This window comes from Marinobacter daepoensis DSM 16072 (genome assembly GCF_000421165.1).
Classification (GTDB): Bacteria; Pseudomonadota; Gammaproteobacteria; order Pseudomonadales; family Oleiphilaceae; genus Marinobacter; species Marinobacter daepoensis.
In genome coordinates this window covers 964205-985477 of record NZ_ATWI01000008.1, presented here as the reverse complement: position 1 = coordinate 985477, position 21273 = coordinate 964205, and the positions used below count along the sequence as shown (strand labels likewise).

Genomic DNA, 21273 nt, shown 5'->3' with positions numbered 1-21273 from the left:
AGCTTTGCAAGTCCGATTGAGCAGTCCTTATCGGTGTTGTCTGCAACCCACTACAACAAAGAATGACGTACAGAGGACGAACTCATGAAACTCAGGAACCTCAATACGAGTGTTCGCAAGCTCGGCCCCGCGGTGGCAGCGGCGGCATTGATGGCGGGTGGCGCCAGCAATGCGGCTGCCGAACAGGTTTCTCTGGAACTGGCCTTCGAGTGCCCGTTTCCACTGATTGGCACCCAGCCCATCCGGGCGCAGATCAGCGCGGATATCCCGCCAGTGGCGACCGTAGGCCAGCCGATGCCACAGTTTCAGGTGGATGCCATCACCATCGTTAACGACGATGCTCGTACCGGCCTGAAACTGGTGAATTCCGAGACCCTTGAAGGTGTGGCCACCAGCACCAATGAAATCATCACCGTAAACCGGAACATTGATCAGATCGTTAAGCTCAACATCCCGCCCACCAGCATTCCTTCTGAAAGTGGCGAATTTAACGTCCCGGCTTCCGGCATGGCTCCGGAAGTGTTGTTCACCAACGACGACATCGGCCAGGCGGACATCCGTGTGGGCGCCCTGTCTCTGGAGCTGATTGCACGCACGGCGAACGGCGACATCGCGCCAGCGCCTATCGGCGAAATCACCACCGACTGTATTCAGTTGCCAGACCAGAACAACCTGCTTCAGACCATGATGGTGGAAGGCGACGCCGTTGAAACACCGCGTATCAACGTTGGCGTTGAAGAACTGGCCTTTGGTAACGTCCAGGCTGGTCTGCCGGCCACCCAGACCGTGACCATCTCCAACACAGGCAACTCTGACCTGGGTATTAACAGCATCGCCATCAGCGGCGCAGACTCTACGGTATTCACACAGACCAACAGCTGCAACACCATCGCTCCGAGTGGCTCTTGCGACGTGAATGTTACCTTCGCTCCGTCTACCGAAGGCAACCGCAACGCAACCCTGACCATTCAGTCCACCGACGCTGAAACGCCGTCCGTTGACGTCGCTCTGACTGGCCGGGGAGTTCTTGCCCCGGTGCCCGAAATCGGCGTAAACCCGGAATCAGTTAACCTGGGCCGCGTGCTGCTCGGTGAGTCTGCAAATGCCGACGTCACCGTCACCAACAGCGGCAACGCCGCGCTGCAGATCGACAGCGTCGTTCTGGAAGGCGCCAACGCAGCCGATTTCACCCAGACCACCAACTGCACCACCGTTGCGGCTGGCGAAAGCTGTACCGTACAACTGGCCTTTACCGCAGCTTCCGTAGGCGTCAGTAACGCAAATCTGGTGATCCGCTCCAGTGATTCCGAGAATCCTGAAATCCAGGTACCGGTCACTGCGGAAGCTTACGAGCCGCAAACCGACCCGGCCCTTGAACTGTTGCTGGGCCTCGAAGGCTCCACGCTCATCAAAGCCACCAACGGCACCCTGCCGCTCAACGGCAGCATCGCCACCTTGCTGGATCTGGCTTCCGGCACCTTCGAGGCAGACCTGGACGTAGAACCAACCGCCGGTAACTTCTCCATCAAGCTCCTGTTCAGCAAGATTCACGCTTCGGCCAATGTCGAGTTCGAACAGGCTGAAATCACAACGGGCTCGCTGGTGAACGGCAAGCTGACGGCGAACTCTCACCTGTACGTCAAGGTACCGAAGGTCGCCATCAAACTGTTTGGCCTGCCGGTCAAGATTGGCGGTGGCGAACAATGCCAGACCGGCCAACCCGTTGATATCCAGCTGACCTCGGTGGAAGGTTCGAACTTCTCCCCGGCAACCGGTGGCGCGGTCAGCGGTGTGTACGAACTCCCTGCTTTAGAGAACTGCGGCTTGCTCACCAGCTTGCTGAACCAGTTCATGACCGGCCCGGGTAACACCATCGATCTGCAACTGACACCAGAGCAATAAGAACCTCCGGCCTGGCCGGAAGCCTGTTCACGGCTGGCATTCGCCGGTCGTGAACAGCGCATGCAGTAAAAACAAAACCAAAAAAGGAACAACGAAATGAAAAGCCTGAAGAGAAACCTGCTAGCGCTGGCTATTGTCGGCACCCCATTTGCCGCACAGGCGGAACTCCAGCCCATCGACGACGCCCGGATGGGCAGCATAACCGGCCAGGCCGGTGTCACCATTGAGCTGGAAACCAAAGTAAACATCGGAGAATTTGTTTACACCGACGAAGGCTCCCTGTCGATCAAAGACATCAGTATCGGCGGCGCAAACCGGACCGACCTGTTCGAAGAAATCACCGACCCGGCCATCCGTAACCTCGCCTTTGGCACCACCAGCGATCTGATCGACAACATCAAAATCGAGATCGACGTGGCCTCAGACGGCGACGCCATCATCAACGTATGGCCCATCACCGCCGCCCCCATCGACTTCGGCGTAAAAACCGGTGAATGGTCGCTGCAGGGCACCACCGATTCGACGTTGCTGGCCAACAACTTCTCCATGGTCGGCGCTATCACCAAAATGCGCCTGCGCGTAGATACCGCCACAGACACCCTGAACCTTGACACCGAAGTGGGTATTTCCGATCTCGACGTTGATATTCCCTTCCTGGCCGTCGGCATCCGGGATCTGAAACTGACCGGCGACCAGTACCTGGAAAACCCAAGCATCCTGACCCTGGGGGCGAAGGTCAACATGGACATCTACAACGGCCAGCGAGCCGATGGCACCGATGCCCTGGCCGTAGACCTGAACACCTTCAATGCCGACATGACCATAGGGGAAGTCCTGGTAGGAGGCACGTCCATCGGTTCCTTCACTCTGGACAACCTCTCAGTACAGAACACCTCTTTGCGTATCTACGGTCACCCGTAAGTCGTCGAGGGCCCCTTCAGGGCCCTCACTCCGCCAGCCCCGCCGCTTCTTTCAGCGCCTGATCCAACTCGTTTTCGTTCAGAGCACCGGCACTGATTAACTCAACCCGGGACTGCCCGGCCGGCTCACACGGGCGGATCGTCAGCGTCCCTTCCACCTGATTAAGCACACGCCATCCGTCACGGGTATGCACCACCGCCTTAAAGCGCACAAAGCGCTCATCCATCGCCAGAGCCAGAAGTTCCGGCTCCGAAAACCGGACATCGGCGTGGACACGCCATCCAAGGCTGACATGGCCCTGCCCCTGGTTACTCATACGCTGCCACGGTTGCTCCTCCAGAGTCGGACCGGGGGGACGAAGATCAACCGGAGCCAGATGTTGATGAGCCGTCGGTGTTGAAACCCCGCGCGCGTCGGCCTCCCCCATCAGCCATTCCGGAATCAGGTGCCCGTGGCTGGTTTTGAAGACACCACGTTTCGACACCGGAAACCGGGCAACCCACTCATCAAACGCAGCGAGCTGCTGGTGGGAACAAAGGTCTGTTTTGTTGGCCACCAGAATATCCGCGGCTTCAACCTGATCGCAGAACTGAACATTCTCAAGAACCCTTGGGTCTTCAAGCTTGCGAGGGTCGACCAGGGTGATCACCGGCCCCAACGACAACACCTCCTGATAATGCTCTCCGGTCAGGGTTTCAAGAATCTGGGACGGATGGCCAAGCCCGGTCGGCTCAATAATCAGGCGGTCTGGCCTGGCCCTGGCAATCAACTGGTTCAGTCCGATCTGCATGGGCAGCCCGGCAACGCAACACATGCAACCACCGGGGACTTCACGCACTACCGCTCCTTCGGTTTCCAGGATGGCGCCATCAATACCCACCTCGCCAAACTCGTTCACCAGAACAGCCCAGGTTTCGCCCTCCGGCTTCTGCCGAAGCAGGTCCAGAATAGCCGTGGTTTTGCCGACACCCAGAAAACCAAGAATCAGATTGGTGGGGATGGGGCGGGAGGTGACAGACATAAATAGCGCCTCGAAAAACGTTATACTATAACAACATCATTCAGCCCGGGCTACGGGCAGATCCCCGTGTTTCCAGTCTGGTGCTGCTGTGATCTAATCAAGTGATTCATCCGCCGCGAAACAAGGAGACGCAATGTTTACGCTGAAAAATCGAGTGGCATTGGTAACAGGTGGGGAGCACGGCATCGGCAAAGGCATCGCCAGTGTCCTGCACAAAGCCGGAGCCCGAGTAGTGATTGGTGGCCTTGATGAAGTTGCGGGCCAGAAAGTGGCCAGCGAACTGGATGGCTTGTTTATAAAAATGGACGTTACCCGGCAAAGCGACTGTCGTGCTGCGATTGCAGACATTGAAACCCGGTTCGGGCAACTGGACATTCTATGCTCAAACGCCGGGATCTTCCCTCAGGCCAATCTGGACGACATGACCGAAGCGCAGTGGGACAAGGTCCACAACGTGAACCTCAAAGGCACCTTTTTCATGGTCCAGGCCGCCATGGCCCACATGAAAAAGCGCAACTACGGCCGGATTGTTCTGACCTCTTCCATCACCGGCCCCATCACGGGCTTCCCGGGCTGGAGTCATTACGGTGCCAGCAAAGCCGGTCAGTTAGGCTTCATGCGAAGTGCCGCGCTGGAACTGGCCAACAGCGGCATTACCATAAACGCCGTGATGCCCGGCAACGTGCTGACAGAAGGCCTGAAAGCCCAGGGCGAGGCCTACCTCAACCAGATGCGTGCAGCCATTCCCACCCATACTCTGGGAACCCCGGAAGACATCGGCCATGCGGCCTGCTTCCTGGCCTCGGAGGAGGCGCGTTACATCACAGGGCAACAGATCATTGTTGACGGCGGGCAGATACTGCCAGAATCGCCAGACGCCATTCCTGGCTGACCCTCAGACCTCGGTGGCTTCCGGCGCTCAATGCCAGAGGCCACCGGTTCCAACCGGGAGAGAAGACCATGCCGAGGCTGTTTTTCGGGCTGGAGATTCCAGGCGCCACAAAAGCCGAACTGCTGCGGGTGAAAACCGGCCTGTCCGGCGCGCGCTGGCAACAGGCAAACCAGCTTCATCTGACCCTGGCGTTTCTCGGTGAGGTTGAGGCATCACGGGTTCCGGACGCACAGTCATTAGCCCGAGAGGTCCGCCATTCACCATTTGACCTCCGCGTTCAGGGGCTAGGCTGTTTTGGTCGCCCCGAGAAACCGAAGATCCTCTGGGCGGGCGTTACCCCGGAAACCGAACTTAGAGATTTACAGCAAAGCCTCGCCACCCAGCTGACCCATCACCGCTTTGCCCTTAAGAACCCATCGTTCAAACCTCATATCACCCTGAGCCGCTTCCAGGCGAATTCAGGCTCTGTTGCTGCCCTGCTGGACCAGCACCCAGACACGCCCTTTGGCAGCCTTGCCGTCCATGAGTTTGCGTTGTTTGAGAGCAGGCCCGGGCCACAGGGCTCTGTCTACACCGTTCTGGAACGCTACCCGCTAACCGGATAACCACGCATTCCCGGGGCCCGATAGGCTATGGGCAAAACTGCTAACGGCTATAAGCTGTACCCGTATTCGGCTATAGTCGTGCTGATGCCTCGTGTCTTGCCCTCAAGGATGCTCCCATGCTCTGGATTCTGCTCGCTGTTGCTGCCCTGATTGTCCTGATCACGCTGCTGATCTTCCGGGTAAAAGACCTTTCCGAGTACGACGGGCAAGAATGGGCGATCCGGCAGGTTGCCCCCAACCCGGCTCACGACGAGGTTATCGAACGCATCAAGGATATGGGGCGTGCCTCCCGGGGGTTGAAAGGCAAGGCCAGGCTGCTCGCCCTACGCAACCACCTGGACAGCCTTGGCGAAAGCGTGGACATCGAGTCACAGCTTCAGCACCAGGATAACCCGAAAGGTGAATGGGTGATGGCGCCAGGCGTCGATCCCCGTCGGCGCGTGCTCTATATTCACGGTGGTGCCTGGGCCGCCGGCAGCCCACGCAGTCACCGGGCCATCACCGATCGATTTTCCCGCCTGGCCAATGCCGCTGTCTTCGCTGTCGACTACCGGCTGATGCCGGAACACCGTTTCATGGATGGCATCCGGGATTGCCGCCAGGCTTATGCCTGGTTATTGAACCACGGCCCGGATGGCGAAACCGCTGCGGACTTCGTGGTGGTTGCCGGCGACTCGGCCGGTGGCAGCCATACGCTCTCCCTGATTGCCTGGGTCCGGGATAACGGCCTGCGCCAGGCAGACGCCGCTATCGCCCTGTCACCGTCCACAGACCTGACGCTGACCGCTCCGAGCAACCGGGAGAACATACGTACCGACCCGTTGCTGGGCCCGGTCTTTGGTGGGCTGTCGAAAATCCCCCTCCCACTGTTGTGGTGGGGAACCCTGGCCGCCTTCCGAATCTCCCCCACCAACCCGGTGGCATCTCCCCTGCGGGGAGAACTGAACAATCTGCCCCCCACCCTCATCCACGCCAGCACCACCGAAATGCTGCTGGATAATTCCACGCGCTACGCCACCAAAGCAAAAGCACAGGGCTCCCCCGTCGAGTTGCACACCTGGCAAAACATGGTGCACGTGTGGCACATTTTCACACCACTCTTGCCAGAGGCCAACGACGCGTTCGAGGACATCTCCGCATTCCTGAAACGCGTTGAACACTCGTAGGAGCCGGGCCGGGGTTATTCGGTCGGCTTCCGCCGCACGTAGAGCACCTTGTGGACACGGGCAACCACCGTTCCCGTCTCATCCACGATGTCCACATCCCACTCCGGCAAGTACTTATCGCCCTGCTCTGTGGCCTGACGGATCTCGGCAAGCCGCTCCTCGGTCAATTCAAACTCCGCTTTCACCACCCCTTTGCCGGGGCGGATAAAATCGATGCTGGCAGATTTGTCCCAGACAATGTAGCTACTGCCAAGCCGACGCATTAACAACAGCATGTACATCGGGTCGACCATGCTGTAAAGGGAGCCACCGAAATGCGTTCCGACATAGTTAGTGTTATACCAGCGCTGGCGCATCTCGACGGTTGCCGTGGTGAAATCGTCAGCAAGGTGGGTCACTTGGACGCCCGCACCAAGATAAGGAGCAAACGTGGAAAGCACCCGGCGCATGGCACCTGCACTGGCAAACCAGCGGCGAATCGTTGAGTTCATAGGGACATCCGAACGTTTTTGAAATCAGTCGGTTGACTGGATAGGAGGCTATCTTCTTACAGCCACCCATCGTTTTCAACGAAATTTCATACGCTCGTTTGAAATAACCCGATCAGGCACTCAGGGGGCAACCCCAAACCACCGGGGGTGCTTCAACAGAAAATACAGCGCCAGCATGTCGTAAACCGCGTGCCAGACCATCACCATCGGCAGACTGCCGGAAACCTGATAGGCCGCACCCAGCACCAGCCCAAGCCCCGTGGCCACAAGGAAATAGGTGAACGACACATAATGAACCAGGCCGAACAGCACAGACGCTGCCAGCAACGCCGTCCACGGCCCGGTGTGTTGCAACAGCCATCCCTGAACCGCCCCCCGGAACAGCAGTTCCTCGCCCACGCCGGCAAGCACACACAGAACAAACAGGACGGGCCAGCGGTAACTCCTGGCGAAGTGATAGAGCGCCTGCATCTGCACGCTCAGGTCGTCCGGAAACAACCTTTCAAAACGGGTCAACAGAAAAAGGAAAAGATAGGTTGCCACAGCTCCCAGCCCGCCAATCCCTATCATCTCGGGAAGGCTCAGGGTGTCCGGGAGCAGCGGTATGTCAAACAGCCAGATCGCCAGCCATCCGACCAAACCAATACCGCCCTGAAACAACAGGGCGGCAGACGTCGATATCGCCGTGCGATCGCGAGCCATGAATCAGCTCTCGAAAAGCCCCTTCACCGGGAACAGAGCGTCGTAGACCGGCGCCTGTTTCTGGGCTTTGGCCTGGAAGGTCTTCATCATATCCGTGGGCCGGAACATGCCAGACTGCCAGGTTGCCATGTAGCGCAGGCTGTCTTCCACACTGTGATCACGGCTGAAGTTGATCATTTCCTTGCAGCCTGTCACCGCCAGCGGTGAATTCGCCGCAATCTGCGCCGCAATGGCCATCACACCGTCAAGCATTGCTTCCTGCGTGTCGTACACCGCATTCACGAACCCAAGCCGATGAGCTTCCTCGGCGCCAAATTTGCGCCCTGTGTAGGCCAGTTCGCGCACCACGCCTTCCGGCATCAGCTTGGGCAGGCGCTGCAGGGTACCAACGTCGGCGGTCATGCCCAGCTCGGTTTCCTTGATGGTGAAGTAAGCGTCGGCCGTGCAGTACCGGCTGTCAGCCGCACATACGAGATCCAGAGCGCCTCCGATGCAGCCACCGTGAACCGCCGTCAGTACGGGCAAACGCACTCGCTCCAGCGATGACAAGGTATCCTGAAGCTGAAGGACCACGCGACGGAGGTTTTCCGCCATCCGGCCTGGGTCGCCGCTCATGGGCACGGACTTCGGGTCTGAAAACACGCCCAGGTCCATGCCCGCAGAAAAATGTTTGCCTGTGGAAGAGATCACAATTACCCGGGCATCGGTGTTGGCTTCGATGTCCTGAACACAACGCGGCAGCTCCAGCCAGAACGCCTTGTTCATGCTGTTCAGCGCTTCCGGACGGCTGAACTGTACGTGGGCAATGTGGTCTTTTACTTCAATGTTGAAACTTTCGTAGTTTGCGACTTCAGACATGATGGTTCCCGTATCATCTCAAAGCATGGTTTCGTATTATTAGGGTGCACATTACCGCGAAACGAGGCACGATGGAATTCACATTCCTTGGTACATCCGCCGGAACACCAACCCGGTCACGTAATGTCACGGGCCTGGCACTCTGCCACACCGGCCCCAAACCCTGGTACCTGATCGACTGTGGCGAGGGCACCCAGCACCAGCTGATGCGTACCCGGTATTCCGTTATGCAGCTCAGGGCCGTGTTTATCACCCACATCCATGGCGACCACATTTTTGGCCTGCCAGGCCTGCTCACCAGCGCCTCCATGCTCGGGCGGACCGAACCGCTGGATATCATTGCACCAGAGCAGGTACGGCGCTTTATCGATGCAACGATTGAAAACAGCGACTCCAGCCTCAGCTATCCACTCAATTTCATTGATTCCGAAGCCCCGGACTTTTACTGGCAGGACCAGCACGTGGCCGTCACCAACGTTGCCCTTTCCCACCGGGTGCCCTGCCGGGCCTACGTGTTCACAGAAAGGAACCTGGAACGGCAACTGAATCAGGACAAACTGATGGCCGATGGCATTGTCGCTGGCCCCCAATGGGGCGACCTGCAAAAAGGCCGGGACGTGCTGCTCGACGATGGCCGTCTGCTGCGTAGCGACGACTACACTCACCAGTACCGAACGGCCCGCAAGATGATCATCGGCGGCGACAACGACACCCCGGACCTCCTGCAAGAGGCCTGCAAAGGCGCCCACCTTCTGATTCACGAGGCAACCTATACACAAGACGTCGCAGACCGGGTTGGCCCATGGCCCCAGCACAGTTCGGCACAACAGGTGGCCCGATTCGCTCATAGCGCCGGGCTTCCTAATCTGGTGCTGACCCACTTTAGCTCGCGCTACCAATCCGCCCCCGGCGGCAGCCCACACATCAACCAGCTCGCAGCCGAAGCGTTACAGCATTACAAGGGCCACCTGTTCCTGGCCCGGGATTTCGACACCTACCGGCTGGAGAAAGATTTCCGCTTGCACCGGCTCAACGGGCACTGACCAGGTTTCGGCTTTCGTGGTTCGCTGAACCTTGCGGTAGACTGGCCGGACATTCACCGGGAAGTTACCCATGTCCGAACCGCTTGTGTTTACTGTCCTCGCCATCGCCCTGATCGGCGGTTCACTGTTTTATTTGTTCTTCTACCGCAACTGGCGGCGCCGGCGCGAACTGGACCAACCGTTCCCCGACGCCTGGCGGCGTTACCTGCACGAGCAGGTTCCGTTTTACGGCCGATTATCCGACGTCCAAAAAGCCCGGCTGGAAAACCTGGTTCAGCTGTTTGTTGCGGAAAAGGCATTTTACGAGTGCGACGGCTTTAAAATAGATGACCGCGTGCGGGTGACGGTGGCGGGCCATGCCTGCCTGTTACTGCTGGAAAGGGCGTATTCAGACTACGACGATGTAAAGAGCATTCTGATCTATCCCGATGTCTACCGGGTACAGGGCACCAACAGCGACGGCCTGGTGGTCAGTACCAGCGAACAGACCCGAGCCGGTGAAGCCTGGTCCCATGGCCGGGTTATCCTGGCCTGGAGCCAGTGTGAACACGCCATAGCCAACCCTGATGGCCCACACAATGTCATCCTGCATGAGTTTGCTCATCAACTGGACTATCTGGATGGCACGGCAGACGGCGCACCACCGTTAAGTGGCGACGATGCCCTCCGCTGGCAGGACACCATGACCAAAGCCTGGGACCATCTGCAACAACGGCTGGAACACCACCACCGGCCCTGGCTCGACCCCTACGGCGCCACCGAGCCCGCCGAGTTTTTTGCCGTGCTGACCGAAGCCTTTTTCCAGCAGCCGGACCACCTGAACCAGCAACAGCCAGACGTGTACCTCGCCCTCTGCCGTTTCTACCGGCTGGACCCGAAACACTTCCAGCCTCATCACCCCTGACGGCTAACCGGGCAGACCATTGCCCTTTACCCCCAGGCGGTCCAGGTACAGGTTCAGTTCCTGTTCGCTGATGTTCACGTACTCCAGCACCCGCCCGTACAGCATCACAGTCGGTACGTTGCGGCCGCCCAATTCCTTCTGGGCTTCACTCAGGACGTAAAGTATCGTCCGCTCCGTTTTTGTGAGACCATCCCGCGCATCGGGGATCACCTCGTCTATTCCGCGTAAACTGCTCATCTTTCTGAATCCGGTAAGCTGCCCATGGAAATCAAAGTCAATTATCTCGACAACCTGAGGCTTGAGGCCAAGTTCGACGATTTCACCGTCATCTCAGACCAGCCCGTTCGTTACAAAGGCGACGGCTCGGCTCCCGGCCCGTTTGACTACTTCCTGGCGTCATCCGCCATGTGCGCAGCCTACTTTGTGAAGGTGTATTGCAACGCCCGGGACATTCCCACCGACAATATCCGGCTGTCCCAGAACAACATTGTAGACCCTGAAAACCGCTACAAGCAGATCTTCAAGATCCAGGTAGAGTTACCGGAAGACATTTCCGACAAAGATCGCCAGGGAATCATCCGCTCCATCGACCGCTGCACCGTAAAAAAGGTGGTGCAGACCGGCCCGGATTTCCAGATTGAAGTGGTGGAAAATCTGGACGAAGACGCACAGGCACTGCTAAGCGTCGGTTCCGATGCCAATGCCAGCACCTACATTGAAGGCAAAGATCTGCCACTGGAGCAGACCATTGCCAACATGTCTGGCATTCTGGCGGATCTGGGCATGAAAATCGAGATTGCGTCCTGGCGCAACATCGTCCCGCATGTCTGGTCTCTGCACGTGCGCGACGCGGCCTCCCCCATGTGCTTCACCAACGGCAAAGGCGCCACCAAAGAAGCTGCCCTGTGTTCCGCCCTGGGCGAATTCATCGAGCGCCTGAACTGCAACTTCTTCTACAACGACCAGTATTTTGGCCAGGACATCGCCAACAGCGATTTCGTACACTACCCCCGGGAACAGTGGTTCCAGCCCGGCCCGGAGGGTGAACTGCCCGCCGACATTCTCGACGAGCACTGCCTGGCCATCTACAACCCGGATGACGAATTGCTGGGCACCCATCTGTTCGACACCAACTCCGGCACCCCGGAGCGGGGGATCTGCTGCCTTCCCTACGTGCGCCAGTCCGATGGCGAAACCGTTTGGTTTCCGTCCAACCTGATTGAAAACCTGTACCTCAGCAACGGCATGAGCGCGGGCAACACCCTGCACGAAGCCCAGGTACAGTGCCTGTCGGAAATTTTCGAGCGGGCGGTCAAGAAAGAAATCATCCAGAACGAAATCGCCCTGCCGGATGTGCCGGAATCCGTGCTCGCCAAGTACCCGGAAATTGTCGAGGGCATAAAAGCTCTGGAAGAGCAGGGCTTCCCGGTTCTGGTGAAAGACGCCTCTCTGGGCGGCCAGTTCCCGGTGATGTGCGTCACCCTGATGAACCCGAAAACCGGCGGCGTGTTCGCTTCCTTTGGCGCTCACCCCAGCCTCCACGTGGCGCTGGAACGCAGCCTGACCGAACTGATGCAGGGGCGCAGCTTTGAAGGCCTGAACGACCTGCCCGCCCCCACGTTCAACTCCATGGCCGTCACCGAGCCCAACAACTACGTGGAGCACTTCATCGATTCCAGCGGTGTGGTGTCCTGGCGATTCTTCAGCGCAAAATCCGACTACGACTTCGTTGAGTGGGATTTCTCCGGCAGCAACGAAGAGGAAGCCAACACGCTGTTCGGCATTCTCTCTGACCTGGGTATGGAAGCCTACATGGCCGTCTTTGACGACCTGGGGGCGCCGGTATGCCGCATCCTGGTGCCAGGCTACTCCGAGGTGTACCCGGTGGAAGATCTGGTGTGGGACAACACCAACATGGCACTGGCGTTCCGGGAAGACATCCTCAACCTGCACCGGCTCGCCAACGAGGAACTGACCGATCTGGTGGAGCGCCTGGAAGAGGCCGAACTGGATGTGTACATGACCATCGTGACCCTGATTGGCATTGAGTTCGATGAAAACACGGTCTGGGGACAACTCACGATCCTTGAGCTCAAGCTGCTGATTTACCTGGCACTTGGTGAACTGGAAGAGGCACTGGAGCTGGTGGAAATGTTCCTGCAGTTCAACGACAACACCGTCGAACGCGGGCTGTTCTATCAAGCCATGCAGGTAGCGCTGGAGGCCACACTGGACGACGACCTGGAGCTGGACGACTTCATTCACAACTTCCGCCGGATGTTTGGCAACCCGGTGATGGATGCGGTCACCGGTTCTATTGATGGCAGCGTCCGTTTTTACGGCCTGGAGGAAACCGGAATGGACCTCCGTGGTCTGGACCGGCACCTGAAGCTGGTCGAAAGCTACCAGAAACTCCATGCCGCCAGAGCCCGCAACGCAGCCCCGGCAAGCTAAAACTCACCGCATAAAAGCCCGGGGCAGGCGCCGAAGCCTGCCCCGGGCTCACCAATTTGTTCGCCTTCCGGGGTTTTGCACACCATCCAGCGCATCCTGGATAACTCAACGCAGGATCACTCCAATACCATAGGTTCAAAGCCGCCATAAATCAGCCGCTTGCCATCAAAAGGCATGGGATTAACATCGGGCTGCAGCCTCGGATCTTCCATAATCAGCGGCATCGCCTTATCCCGCACCGCCCGGGACGGCCATTCGATCCAGGAAAACACCACCGTTTCTTCTGGCTGGCACTTCACGGCCATCGGAAACGACGTGGTTTCGCCCTCGGGCACATCGTCTCCCCAACACTCCACCACGTTCAACGCACCGTGCTCTTTAAACACAACCACGGCTTCGCTGGCGTGCCGGATGTACTTTTCTTTATTCGCTGTGGGTACCGCCGCCACAAATGCGTCTATGTAGCTCATTGCATGTCTCCTTTATCAATCCTTAATAAGTCGTCCTCAATACTCCGTGAGCAAGTTCCTCCTCTTCAGACACCATCCTCTCCGGTGTGAACCACGTGTCTGCCGATCACCCGGATGACCCTTGGCCGGCAGGTTGCACGAAACGGCGTTTTACCGGCAACGTCGCCATCCACCGTTACAGTTTTCGGGCGCGAGGTCTCTACCTGGCACCAACAGCCCTTCATCTGAATCACAGTGCTGGTGCGGCGCGGCGTTTTCCCGTTCAGCTTCACCATCAGAAAGGCTAGCAGCAACTGAGGCAAAGGGCGGGGTTTAACCGCAATCACATCCAGTAAACCATCATTGGCAGAAGCTTCCGGTATCTCATGGCCACCCCCAAAGTAGGCACCCGTGGCCACGGCAATCGACAACCAGCGCCCCTGAACAACAGAGCTGTCGGTCTGGATACGAGCGTGAAACCCCCTCTGGGCTCCCAGTTGCCGGAACAGGGTGGCCACATAACTGAACCGCCCAAAGAGCTTTTTGGTGGGAGAACTGGCCTTTCGGGAAGGCAAAGTGCCCAGGCCGATATGCGCCACATTCAGATAAATCCGGTCATCAAACTCGGCCACATCGATCATCTCGACCACGCCCTCTGCCACCAGACGGGCCACCTCGGCCGGGTCAGACGGAATCCCCAGATTCCTGGCGAAGTCATTGGCTGTTCCCGAAGGCAGCACCGCCAGCGTTGCCCCGGTGCGCAGACACAGCAAAGCCACTCCGTTTACCGTGCCATCACCGCCCGCCGCCAACAGATAGTCTTCACTAGACACCAGGCGCGTCCACTGGTCGGCGTCTTCCAACAGGCACGCAATCACGTCCTCAACGCCCTGCTCACGCAAATACCCCAGCCAGAACTCCGCATCCCGGCCTCCGTCGCCGGAGCCTGGGCTATCCACCAGCCAATAAGCCATACCCAATCCCTCAGGAGAAAGAAACAGTCTCCTTCATTTGATAGCATGGCTCTTTGATATCTTCATGCAGGAAGCATTACCGTATGGCAACCCGAATCACCCTTCACTACTGCACAGGCTGCAACTGGATGCTTCGTTCAGCCTGGATGGCTCAGGAACTGCTGACCACGTTCGACGGTATGATCGACGAACTCACCCTGAAACCCGGCACGGGCGGCATATTTGAAGTCTGGGTAAACGACAAGCGGGTGTGGTCCCGCAAAGAACAGGGCGGATTTCCGGATATCAAAGAACTGAAACAACGAGTGCGGGACCAGATAGCGCCGGAGCACTCACTGGGGCATTCGGACAAACCGGCCTAGGCGGGGGGCCGGTTATCGGCCATGAGCATGAGCGCGCTGCATAGCCTCATACGCCAGGGCAATCTCATGTTGACTGAACACCTGAACCCCATGCTGGCGCAACAAGGCTGCGGTAACCCCCATTCCGGGAATTTTGGTGCCAGAGAACCCGCCATCGTAAATCACAGAACTGCCACAGGAAGGGCTGGATTCCGCAAGGATCGCAATGTCGATATTAAACGTCTGGCACAGTTCCAGCGCAACCGACGCCCCGGCGATGAACTCATCGGTAACCACCTTGCCGCTTTTATCCACAACAGCAGCGTCGCCATCCAGAACGTTGCCCCCACTGCCACCCAGAATTTCCGCAGGCGTTCTCGGGATCGTCATGCCGGCCTCCACTTCCGGACACACCGACACAATCCGGCCCTCCGTCCGCCACGTCTCCACAATCTGATCGTCCACGGAGAGACTCCCACCATCGTACCGAACCCTTTTCCCGAGCAGACACGCACTCATTAGCAGCTTTCTCAAATGACCCTCTCTCAGATTGTGGCATTCGCATCCGCAAGGAAACATCCGGCACCCCGTCTGATGGAGTTACCCCTTGGGAACCACCTTCGTAATCGTGCCCTGCGCAACCGCAACAACGCGCTCGTCAGTGCCAATTGCAACAACGCTGCACTGACAGACCGCCTGATTTTTTCCCGCTGACACAACTGTCGCCCTGGCCACCAGCTTTTCACCAATCGCAGGTCGCAGATAATTGATTTTATATTCAGAGGTTACCGAATCGCCCAGGACCGACCCACCGGCATAAGTCAACGCATTATCTGCGAGGTAACTAAGCACACCTCCGTGAACAAACCCATGCTGCTGCTTAAACTCATCACGAACGACGAGCGCAAGCACTGCGGTACCAGGCTCAAAAACCTCAAGCTCTGTACCAAGCAACCTGCTGAATGGCTGGCTCTCCAGTATCCCCTTCCCAAACTCAAACAATTCACTCACGGTTTGCACCCTCTGTAAATAAAGGAACTAGCACACATATCCTTCCCCTCAAAACCGCTCATCACCTATGGCCGGTATTACCAACTCACGAACGTAGGAGGCACAAGACATCTCAAGAATTGTCTTTACTACGCTGACCACATCATGGACAGGTACTAACTCTCCATTGCCCCTGCGCGCGGCTTCACGCAATGGAATGTCCAGACCGTCTTCCGTGTTGAGATAACCCAGCTGTAAGCATGTCACCGCTAGCCGGTCTTCCCGGAAGCTCTCCCGCAAAGCATCACCAATTCCAGTCAAAGCGAACTTTGATGCACCAAACGTAACCTCTGGCCTCCCACACTGCCGGAGCCCAGATGTTGAACCCGTGAGTATCAACCTGGGGCTCTCAGAGCTGAGGAGTTTGGGAATCAGCCGTTTTAACAACAAAATGGCACCCGTGATATTGGTGTTCACCATGTTGACGATGCTTTCATCAGAATCCTCCAGAAAGTCGTATTCATCTGTGAATGCGTTCTCTTCCCATATCCCGAGGTTATAAATAAGCACATCCAGCTCCGACGGTGCTTGCTGCTCAATCTGTCTTGCCGCCTCCAGCGGATTTCCCAGGTCTGCCTCAATCCAATCGATAGAAACCGAATCTCCCACTCGCAAATCACCGGGCTTCCGACGTGACACTCCAAAAACCTCATCACCAGCAACACAAAGCCCTTCAACAAAGGCACGCCCCAAGCCTTTACTGCCCCCAACAACCATCAACCTCATGATTTAACTCTCCTTATCGATGGTGGTATCCAACTTTGGTTAAACCTCTTGATAGACGTCCCGACCAATCTATCATTTCCTTAGGAACAAAATGTGATCAGTGAACGGTTTCAGACTCGGGAGCAGCCCGGCGCCCGGCCGTACCAGCGACCACGGAGCCCAGCACAATCAGAATGCTGGCCGCCATGACAGCGGCTGTGGCTTTTCCATATCCAGCCAAGATCAGCAACACCACTGAGATGAGTGGAGCGCTGTAAGCCAGGGTCCCAAGAAACTGGATGTTGCCGTGCTTAACGCCGTAATCCCAAGTGAAAAATGCGATACCGACCGGCCCCAAACCAAGCCCCAACACAGCAGACCATTGAAGCCACCCTTTAGGCCACACCGTTGTTTCCCAAATCAGGTGACACAGCAAAGCCAGGACGGCTGTTACACCACAGAACCAGCCTACAGCATCAGTCGGCACGCTTTTTACCAACCGGGACAGAACAGAATAGGACGACCATATTAATGCCCCAACAAAAGCAATCAGATAGCCGTTAAAATTCGCCATAGTAAAACCGCCGCTATTACTGCCAATCAACAACCAACATCCCGCGAGAGCTATAATGGCACCCATAGCATGCTGTGTTCTTAAAGATTCACCGGGCAACAATGACGACATCAGAACGATAAATAACGGCCAGAGGTAGGCAAGCAAACTCACCTCTACTGCCGGAGCCAATGTCATAGCCTTGAAATAAGCAAAGTGGTAACCGAAAAGGCCACCAACGCCGATACACCAGCTTAGGATTGGCTGACGCAAATACCGGACTCCACTATGCCCAACATAGAACCAGCGAACACACATCAGCATGAATGCGATGCCAAACGTCATCGCCATAAGTTGAAACTCCGGGATGCCTTCCCCGGAGAGCTTGGTCAGCAGTGCGAGCGTTCCCCACAAAAAGACAGAAATGGAGCCTATCCATGTTGCCGAAATAGCCATCGCCATAACACCTCCCCGAAAGCAACCGGTTCATAACCAACAAAGGGAGCAGTTTATGATCGGTGGGGTACCCATAGCTTTCGGATTACGGCAGAACCCTTTCGATTTTCGGCGGAGAGAACATGCCGGAAAGTAGCTGTAAGCACTGGTTTCAGCTAATCAAATACAGCTTTAAACACACACCACCCTCCGCCGATAGCCAATGATCATAATCAAAATCAGGCAAGCGATGCCAACTGACAGAGGAAACAAAACGGTGGCCAGCGAATAGCTCTCCAGAGCCAAAAGCGCAAACAGATTTCGACTCATGAAAAGCATAAAGAAAGGAACATTTTCCTGGTGGGGTGCGTAGTACGCTTTCCGGACGGTCGGGCCAAAGCCCAGAATCCACCTTAGTCCCAATACACGGTGTAAACAGTATGGCCATCCTCAGGTTTGGGCGAGAGCTTATGCTCCCCATAAGGCCAGCCCGTGCCCACGCCATCCGCCTCCAGGCCTTCGACCCAGAGTTGTACCTCTGATTCCGGAGCCGACGAAATCACATGAACATTCTCGGCAGCGGGCCAAAGCTCGTCATCCTCAAGGGCCTCTGACCATTCATCGTGCAATCCAACATACACACCCTGCACATCGGCCCGGCTCTCTATTTCTTTGAAATGGCTATAGATTACCTGAATAGATGGGCGTCCATAGCCCCAGTTATTGGGCGCAATGGATTCTTCATCGTCGTTCCCGACAAAATATTCGTCCAGCGTCACAACCGGGCAGCCGCTCGGGTCTGCTTCCGATAACGTCTGCAATCTGGCTAGCAATTCACTTCTCGTGGTCACTGGAGCTCCCTCGTGTCTGACGTTTGATTCTACCCTGCCCCATCTGTTGACCTATGCCATTCCAAACGGCTCTGAGCTGGTCAATCGCCGAGGCAACAAGCGCCTTGAAACACCGGTCGGTTTGGACAGGGGAAGGCGCTGCGTTTATTCATGAAGCCACGGGGCATAACTCAGGCCAATCAACACCCCTTCGGGGCTCATGAACCTTGCGACCGTCTGCCCCCACGGCTCGGTGCGGGCTTCGTGAACGAAGGCCTGACCACTTGCTTTCATTTCTTGCACCGCCGCCTCGACAGCCGCAGCATCCGCCAACTCAAACTCAATTGTGGCGGTGGGCTCGGGAACGCTTTCAGGCCATTCATCCTGCCCAAAACACGACTGAGCCGCCATAGAAAGCGGCCAGACACCAAAGTGGTTCGCCCCCGGGAACCTATCCATAAAACGATAATCGTCCATCGCCTCCAATGGTAACCCCAGTGCATGCTGATACAGAGAAGCGCTTGCTGCGGGATCTTTGGTTATCGATGCAAACCCGGCAATGCATTTGATATCCATGTCCTTCCTCCAAAGTGAGCACGATTGACGCCAGGACCACGCCAGACAACCTCCCGTGGTTACGAGCGGTACTCCATAGCGAACCTCGGATGCCCCGTGTAATCACCAATTTGCTCGCTGACTGAAACAACCCCAGTTTCGCACCAGTTCGTTTTCAGATTGCGAAAGCCTTCGTCACTCGGCACTTTTTCCAAGGTTCGAAAGGGCTCTATCCCTCGCAGCATACGCCCACAAGGAGCGGAGCTGAAGGTGTAAGGCAATGGGCCTGGCCGTACATTCAGTGGTTGGCCAATAAGGCCACTCCAGGAATAAGACCTCAAACTCGAATATTGCCCGTGCCCGGTCTTAATTTCAGCATCAAATACTGAACATGGGAAGGGATGAAGCAGTATACAAAGCCGGTTGCCCCATACGTAAGAATCCGCTATTTTTGCGGCTTGATTGACCGGCCAGGAGGCCGGTTGTTATGCAAACTCAAGGATTTGAGCCTATGAGCTACCGTCTCACGGATGTGACGGACCTCCCGCGTTCTCGCCAGGACTTGCTCACTCTCGTTCACCCGATGAGCGCGGTGGACATCGTCGGTCGAATACTCAGCCCGTACACTACCGCCAGCGTCTCTATCGAGAACCTCGACCCAACCCAACGCCGGAGCGAAGTACTGGCAGACAACCTGCCTCCCCGCCTGATCCGCGCCCTGAAAGACCACTGAGAACTTAATTCGGCAAGGACTCGATGCAACCCAACTGCAGCAATTTGGGACACGCTTTAATGTTCAGACTGACACTGGCGCGAACCAATATTTCTTGGGCAACGGCCTGACCAAACACACAGCGCTTTCGCGAGATGGCGAGGTGATTCACGGAGCCATGGAAACGCTGACGGTAGAGAATAACCCTCAGACCTTCCATGCCATGACCAACGGTGGCCAGGGCGGACTGGATGCCTATGTGGAACTGATCGATTTGATCCCAATAGATTTCGGAGATTGACATGAACTACCCCAAATTGCCCCCCTGGCCTTTCATTGACCCTGACACTCCACCCGAGGGCTATCTCAAAGTGGGAGAAAGCCTGGATCAAGCGCGAAGTACCTATTCGCCTCAGCTCTGGCATTTTTTTGTTTATGAGGGACGCTTGATTGTTGTTAAGAAAGAATGGATTCAGTTTGATGATGAGCCTGGTGAGTATGCCATTCGTCAATACGAATACCCCATCGCCGGGGCTCGTTGGTTTGTGGATACGACCGAGCGGTTTTTCCTGCCACCAGATCATCCCAATGCAGTGCCCCGAGGCGCTAAAACCATCGAAGAGCCAGTCGACGGTGAAGTCCTCGGCGTAACCCGGGGAGCAGCCTACGGCGGCGAGTTTATACCCGGCTATTCCTTCGACAACCTGAACCGCTACGAACACAGTACCCTGATAACTCGTAGCCGCTGCCAGATGTTCGAAATGGGCGACCCATGGCTGTTTGAGGATGGGCTGTTTGACCTGTTCAAGCAGATTGCCCAGCGGCATGAAAACGGCGAGTTCTGACCCACAATGAATCAACTTTACTCTATGGATGGACGTTATTTATGACTGGATTTCTAACCGATAGCCTGCTGATCGCCAATCCGGCTATTTCAGATAATCCCAAGTTTGAAAACATTGCCGGTAAGGCGGTCTACATCATTGAACACTCAGACAAAGGTGCTGTGGGCGTTTCTCTCAACCAGAATTACAGTAAGCGCCTGGAAGAGCTGGCCGAAACTCTGCCATTGCTGGGTAACCTTTCTGAAGACCGGCTGGTTACCAAGAACAAAGTGATCGCGGGCGGCCCGTTGTTTATGGACCGCCCCTGGCTGCTAAGCCGCAATCCAAAGCGTTACCAAAGCACCATCGGTAATGACTGCCTGCGCCTGAATTTCGACCAGGAGGCATTTCAGAGCTGCACTCCCGACCACCTACCCTGTTGCGGCATCGGGACATTTGGCTGGGGGCCCCGCCAACTGGAACAAGAACTCGCCCACTCGCTTTGGCACCACTTCCCATCAACATTGGACGTTCTCGAGTCCATTCCGTTTGATGCAAGCGTCGTAGGCGCCGCCGATCTGTTGGCGTTGATGAAATACTCTGACCCAACACCTCGTAAGGCCAAGTCTCGTTCTCTGAGCTGGTAGCAAGCCCGGGCCCGGTTTTTCGGGCCGAGGCTGGTGCATTTTCTTAAAGCCATAAACCCGAGCTAGTTGATAAAAGCATCATTTTCATAGTAATAGTTGATGGCCTTTATGATACTCGTAAGGTCTTCGGCCATGGCATTTTCGAGCACCCCGAGGAACTTCGCTTGCTGGTCGTCAGACACCTCGTCTATGGTGGCGTTCTTACCACCTTCGCTGGTATCCGGAATCATTGAACCACT

27 protein-coding genes are annotated in these 21273 nt (G+C 56.6%); 13 read left to right on the top strand and 14 right to left on the bottom strand.

Going from position 1 to position 21273, the window contains the following annotated elements:
* Window positions 1-84: 84 nt before the first annotated feature.
* Window positions 85-1902, top strand: a complete 1818-nt coding sequence (locus K325_RS0105200; protein WP_029653207.1) for a choice-of-anchor D domain-containing protein — start codon at window positions 85-87, stop codon at window positions 1900-1902.
* 96 nt (window positions 1903-1998) lie between these two features.
* On the top strand, window positions 1999-2823 hold the full coding sequence (locus tag K325_RS0105195; RefSeq protein WP_029653206.1) for a DUF6160 family protein: 825 nt from the start codon (window positions 1999-2001) through the stop codon (window positions 2821-2823).
* A gap of 25 nt (window positions 2824-2848) precedes the next feature.
* Here the strand turns inward: K325_RS0105195 and K325_RS0105190 are convergent, their stop codons facing one another.
* Complete coding sequence (locus K325_RS0105190; protein ID WP_029653205.1) at window positions 2849-3844, bottom strand: CobW family GTP-binding protein; 996 nt, start codon at window positions 3842-3844, stop codon at window positions 2849-2851.
* Window positions 3845-3977: 133 nt separating this feature from the next.
* Here K325_RS0105190 and fabG point away from each other — a divergent pair, with 133 nt between their 5' ends.
* The 3 genes from fabG (at window position 3978) to K325_RS0105175 (ending at window position 6507) form a co-directional block, all read left to right on the top strand.
* A complete protein-coding gene (gene fabG / locus K325_RS0105185) occupies window positions 3978-4736 on the top strand; it encodes a 3-oxoacyl-ACP reductase FabG (protein WP_029653204.1) in 759 nt (252 codons plus the stop codon).
* Between the two features lie 68 nt (window positions 4737-4804).
* The gene (gene thpR / locus K325_RS0105180; protein WP_029653203.1) at window positions 4805-5341 is read left to right on the top strand and encodes an RNA 2',3'-cyclic phosphodiesterase; all 537 of its coding nucleotides are present in this window, start codon (window positions 4805-4807) and stop codon (window positions 5339-5341) included.
* Between the two features lie 116 nt (window positions 5342-5457).
* Window positions 5458-6507 carry an alpha/beta hydrolase gene (locus K325_RS0105175; RefSeq protein WP_029653202.1) on the top strand — a complete coding sequence of 350 codons (1050 nt, stop codon included), beginning with the start codon at window positions 5458-5460 and terminating at the stop codon, window positions 6505-6507.
* A gap of 14 nt (window positions 6508-6521) precedes the next feature.
* Here the strand turns inward: K325_RS0105175 and K325_RS0105170 are convergent, their stop codons facing one another.
* The 3 genes from K325_RS0105170 to K325_RS0105160 all read right to left on the bottom strand — a co-directional run bounded on the left by K325_RS0105170 (window position 6522) and on the right by K325_RS0105160 (window position 8558).
* The gene (locus K325_RS0105170) at window positions 6522-6998 is read right to left on the bottom strand and encodes a DUF4442 domain-containing protein (protein ID WP_029653201.1); all 477 of its coding nucleotides are present in this window, start codon (window positions 6996-6998) and stop codon (window positions 6522-6524) included.
* 120 nt (window positions 6999-7118) lie between these two features.
* On the bottom strand, window positions 7119-7700 hold the full coding sequence (locus K325_RS0105165) for a CPBP family intramembrane glutamic endopeptidase (RefSeq protein WP_029653200.1): 582 nt from the start codon (window positions 7698-7700) through the stop codon (window positions 7119-7121).
* 3 nt (window positions 7701-7703) lie between these two features.
* Window positions 7704-8558: a crotonase/enoyl-CoA hydratase family protein gene (locus tag K325_RS0105160; protein WP_029653199.1), complete on the bottom strand. Its 855-nt coding sequence runs from the start codon at window positions 8556-8558 to the stop codon at window positions 7704-7706.
* Window positions 8559-8629: 71 nt separating this feature from the next.
* Between K325_RS0105160 and K325_RS0105155 the strand changes: the two genes are divergently transcribed.
* Together K325_RS0105155 and K325_RS0105150 are read left to right on the top strand one after the other, a co-directional pair.
* Window positions 8630-9601, top strand: coding sequence for a ribonuclease Z (locus K325_RS0105155; RefSeq protein ID WP_029653198.1), 972 nt, complete (start codon window positions 8630-8632; stop codon window positions 9599-9601).
* A 70-nt stretch (window positions 9602-9671) separates the two neighbouring features.
* A complete protein-coding gene (locus tag K325_RS0105150; RefSeq protein ID WP_029653197.1) occupies window positions 9672-10505 on the top strand; it encodes a M90 family metallopeptidase in 834 nt (277 codons plus the stop codon).
* 3 nt (window positions 10506-10508) lie between these two features.
* On the opposite strand, the gene K325_RS0105145 is transcribed toward K325_RS0105150, so the two are convergent.
* Window positions 10509-10742: a hypothetical protein gene (locus K325_RS0105145; protein ID WP_029653196.1), complete on the bottom strand. Its 234-nt coding sequence runs from the start codon at window positions 10740-10742 to the stop codon at window positions 10509-10511.
* 24 nt (window positions 10743-10766) lie between these two features.
* On the opposite strand from K325_RS0105145, the gene K325_RS0105140 reads away from it, so the two are divergent.
* The gene (locus K325_RS0105140) at window positions 10767-12959 is read left to right on the top strand and encodes an OsmC domain/YcaO domain-containing protein (RefSeq protein WP_029653195.1); all 2193 of its coding nucleotides are present in this window, start codon (window positions 10767-10769) and stop codon (window positions 12957-12959) included.
* 116 nt (window positions 12960-13075) lie between these two features.
* Here the strand turns inward: K325_RS0105140 and K325_RS0105130 are convergent, their stop codons facing one another.
* Together K325_RS0105130 and K325_RS0105125 are read right to left on the bottom strand one after the other, a co-directional pair.
* Entirely contained in the window at window positions 13076-13429 is a 354-nt protein-coding gene (locus K325_RS0105130; protein ID WP_029653194.1) for a DUF1428 domain-containing protein, read from the bottom strand.
* A 65-nt stretch (window positions 13430-13494) separates the two neighbouring features.
* A complete protein-coding gene (locus K325_RS0105125) occupies window positions 13495-14382 on the bottom strand; it encodes a diacylglycerol/lipid kinase family protein (protein WP_029653193.1) in 888 nt (295 codons plus the stop codon).
* Window positions 14383-14465: 83 nt separating this feature from the next.
* Between K325_RS0105125 and K325_RS0105120 the strand changes: the two genes are divergently transcribed.
* Window positions 14466-14744, top strand: a complete 279-nt coding sequence (locus K325_RS0105120; protein ID WP_029653192.1) for an Rdx family protein — start codon at window positions 14466-14468, stop codon at window positions 14742-14744.
* Window positions 14745-14756: 12 nt separating this feature from the next.
* On the opposite strand, the gene K325_RS0105115 is transcribed toward K325_RS0105120, so the two are convergent.
* The 6 genes from K325_RS0105115 to K325_RS0105085 form a co-directional block, all read right to left on the bottom strand.
* A complete protein-coding gene (locus K325_RS0105115) occupies window positions 14757-15257 on the bottom strand; it encodes a 2-thiouracil desulfurase family protein (RefSeq protein WP_211218131.1) in 501 nt (166 codons plus the stop codon).
* A 66-nt stretch (window positions 15258-15323) separates the two neighbouring features.
* Window positions 15324-15734, bottom strand: coding sequence for a PaaI family thioesterase (locus K325_RS0105110; RefSeq protein WP_029653190.1), 411 nt, complete (start codon window positions 15732-15734; stop codon window positions 15324-15326).
* A gap of 48 nt (window positions 15735-15782) precedes the next feature.
* The gene (locus tag K325_RS0105105) at window positions 15783-16499 is read right to left on the bottom strand and encodes an SDR family NAD(P)-dependent oxidoreductase (protein ID WP_029653189.1); all 717 of its coding nucleotides are present in this window, start codon (window positions 16497-16499) and stop codon (window positions 15783-15785) included.
* A 97-nt stretch (window positions 16500-16596) separates the two neighbouring features.
* On the bottom strand, window positions 16597-17493 hold the full coding sequence (gene yddG / locus K325_RS0105100; RefSeq protein ID WP_029653188.1) for an aromatic amino acid exporter YddG: 897 nt from the start codon (window positions 17491-17493) through the stop codon (window positions 16597-16599).
* Window positions 17494-17879: 386 nt separating this feature from the next.
* Entirely contained in the window at window positions 17880-18317 is a 438-nt protein-coding gene (locus K325_RS0105090) for a hypothetical protein (RefSeq protein WP_029653187.1), read from the bottom strand.
* Window positions 18318-18461: 144 nt separating this feature from the next.
* Window positions 18462-18872, bottom strand: a complete 411-nt coding sequence (locus K325_RS0105085; protein ID WP_029653186.1) for a VOC family protein — start codon at window positions 18870-18872, stop codon at window positions 18462-18464.
* A 490-nt stretch (window positions 18873-19362) separates the two neighbouring features.
* Here K325_RS0105085 and K325_RS0105080 point away from each other — a divergent pair, with 490 nt between their 5' ends.
* The 4 genes from K325_RS0105080 to K325_RS0105065 all read left to right on the top strand — a co-directional run bounded on the left by K325_RS0105080 (window position 19363) and on the right by K325_RS0105065 (window position 21034).
* Window positions 19363-19584, top strand: a complete 222-nt coding sequence (locus K325_RS0105080; protein WP_156836566.1) for a hypothetical protein — start codon at window positions 19363-19365, stop codon at window positions 19582-19584.
* Between the two features lie 157 nt (window positions 19585-19741).
* Entirely contained in the window at window positions 19742-19864 is a 123-nt protein-coding gene (locus K325_RS18865) for a hypothetical protein (RefSeq protein WP_265596837.1), read from the top strand.
* 1 nt (window position 19865) lies between these two features.
* Complete coding sequence (locus K325_RS18215) at window positions 19866-20408, top strand: hypothetical protein (protein ID WP_051146557.1); 543 nt, start codon at window positions 19866-19868, stop codon at window positions 20406-20408.
* A 41-nt stretch (window positions 20409-20449) separates the two neighbouring features.
* On the top strand, window positions 20450-21034 hold the full coding sequence (locus K325_RS0105065; RefSeq protein WP_051146556.1) for a YqgE/AlgH family protein: 585 nt from the start codon (window positions 20450-20452) through the stop codon (window positions 21032-21034).
* Window positions 21035-21096: 62 nt separating this feature from the next.
* Here the strand turns inward: K325_RS0105065 and K325_RS18550 are convergent, their stop codons facing one another.
* Window positions 21097-21264 carry a hypothetical protein gene (locus K325_RS18550; RefSeq protein ID WP_156836565.1) on the bottom strand — a complete coding sequence of 56 codons (168 nt, stop codon included), beginning with the start codon at window positions 21262-21264 and terminating at the stop codon, window positions 21097-21099.
* Window positions 21265-21273 lie beyond the last annotated feature (9 nt).

Excerpts from the sequence above, each read along its gene's own strand:
- K325_RS0105065 (WP_051146556.1), top strand. The coding sequence starts at position 20,450 with ATGACTGGATTTCTAACCGATAGCCTGCTGATCGCCAATCCGGCTATT.
- K325_RS18215 (WP_051146557.1), top strand. The coding sequence starts at position 19,866 with ATGAACTACCCCAAATTGCCCCCCTGGCCTTTCATTGACCCTGACACT.
- K325_RS0105145 (WP_029653196.1), bottom strand. The coding sequence starts at position 10,742 with ATGAGCAGTTTACGCGGAATAGACGAGGTGATCCCCGATGCGCGGGAT.
- fabG (WP_029653204.1), top strand. The coding sequence starts at position 3,978 with ATGTTTACGCTGAAAAATCGAGTGGCATTGGTAACAGGTGGGGAGCAC.
- K325_RS0105150 (WP_029653197.1), top strand. The coding sequence starts at position 9,672 with ATGTCCGAACCGCTTGTGTTTACTGTCCTCGCCATCGCCCTGATCGGC.
- K325_RS0105130 (WP_029653194.1), bottom strand. The coding sequence starts at position 13,429 with ATGAGCTACATAGACGCATTTGTGGCGGCGGTACCCACAGCGAATAAA.
- thpR (WP_029653203.1), top strand. The coding sequence starts at position 4,805 with ATGCCGAGGCTGTTTTTCGGGCTGGAGATTCCAGGCGCCACAAAAGCC.
- K325_RS18550 (WP_156836565.1), bottom strand. The coding sequence starts at position 21,264 with ATGATTCCGGATACCAGCGAAGGTGGTAAGAACGCCACCATAGACGAG.
- K325_RS0105190 (WP_029653205.1), bottom strand. The coding sequence starts at position 3,844 with ATGTCTGTCACCTCCCGCCCCATCCCCACCAATCTGATTCTTGGTTTT.
- K325_RS0105080 (WP_156836566.1), top strand. The coding sequence starts at position 19,363 with ATGAGCTACCGTCTCACGGATGTGACGGACCTCCCGCGTTCTCGCCAG.
- K325_RS0105175 (WP_029653202.1), top strand. The coding sequence starts at position 5,458 with ATGCTCTGGATTCTGCTCGCTGTTGCTGCCCTGATTGTCCTGATCACG.
- K325_RS0105195 (WP_029653206.1), top strand. The coding sequence starts at position 1,999 with ATGAAAAGCCTGAAGAGAAACCTGCTAGCGCTGGCTATTGTCGGCACC.
- K325_RS0105125 (WP_029653193.1), bottom strand. The coding sequence starts at position 14,382 with ATGGCTTATTGGCTGGTGGATAGCCCAGGCTCCGGCGACGGAGGCCGG.
- yddG (WP_029653188.1), bottom strand. The coding sequence starts at position 17,493 with ATGGCGATGGCTATTTCGGCAACATGGATAGGCTCCATTTCTGTCTTT.
- K325_RS18865 (WP_265596837.1), top strand. The coding sequence starts at position 19,742 with ATGGAAACGCTGACGGTAGAGAATAACCCTCAGACCTTCCATGCCATG.
- K325_RS0105200 (WP_029653207.1), top strand. The coding sequence starts at position 85 with ATGAAACTCAGGAACCTCAATACGAGTGTTCGCAAGCTCGGCCCCGCG.
- K325_RS0105160 (WP_029653199.1), bottom strand. The coding sequence starts at position 8,558 with ATGTCTGAAGTCGCAAACTACGAAAGTTTCAACATTGAAGTAAAAGAC.
- K325_RS0105165 (WP_029653200.1), bottom strand. The coding sequence starts at position 7,700 with ATGGCTCGCGATCGCACGGCGATATCGACGTCTGCCGCCCTGTTGTTT.
- K325_RS0105120 (WP_029653192.1), top strand. The coding sequence starts at position 14,466 with ATGGCAACCCGAATCACCCTTCACTACTGCACAGGCTGCAACTGGATG.
- K325_RS0105105 (WP_029653189.1), bottom strand. The coding sequence starts at position 16,499 with ATGAGGTTGATGGTTGTTGGGGGCAGTAAAGGCTTGGGGCGTGCCTTT.
- K325_RS0105085 (WP_029653186.1), bottom strand. The coding sequence starts at position 18,872 with ATGGATATCAAATGCATTGCCGGGTTTGCATCGATAACCAAAGATCCC.
- K325_RS0105140 (WP_029653195.1), top strand. The coding sequence starts at position 10,767 with ATGGAAATCAAAGTCAATTATCTCGACAACCTGAGGCTTGAGGCCAAG.
- K325_RS0105155 (WP_029653198.1), top strand. The coding sequence starts at position 8,630 with ATGGAATTCACATTCCTTGGTACATCCGCCGGAACACCAACCCGGTCA.
- K325_RS0105170 (WP_029653201.1), bottom strand. The coding sequence starts at position 6,998 with ATGAACTCAACGATTCGCCGCTGGTTTGCCAGTGCAGGTGCCATGCGC.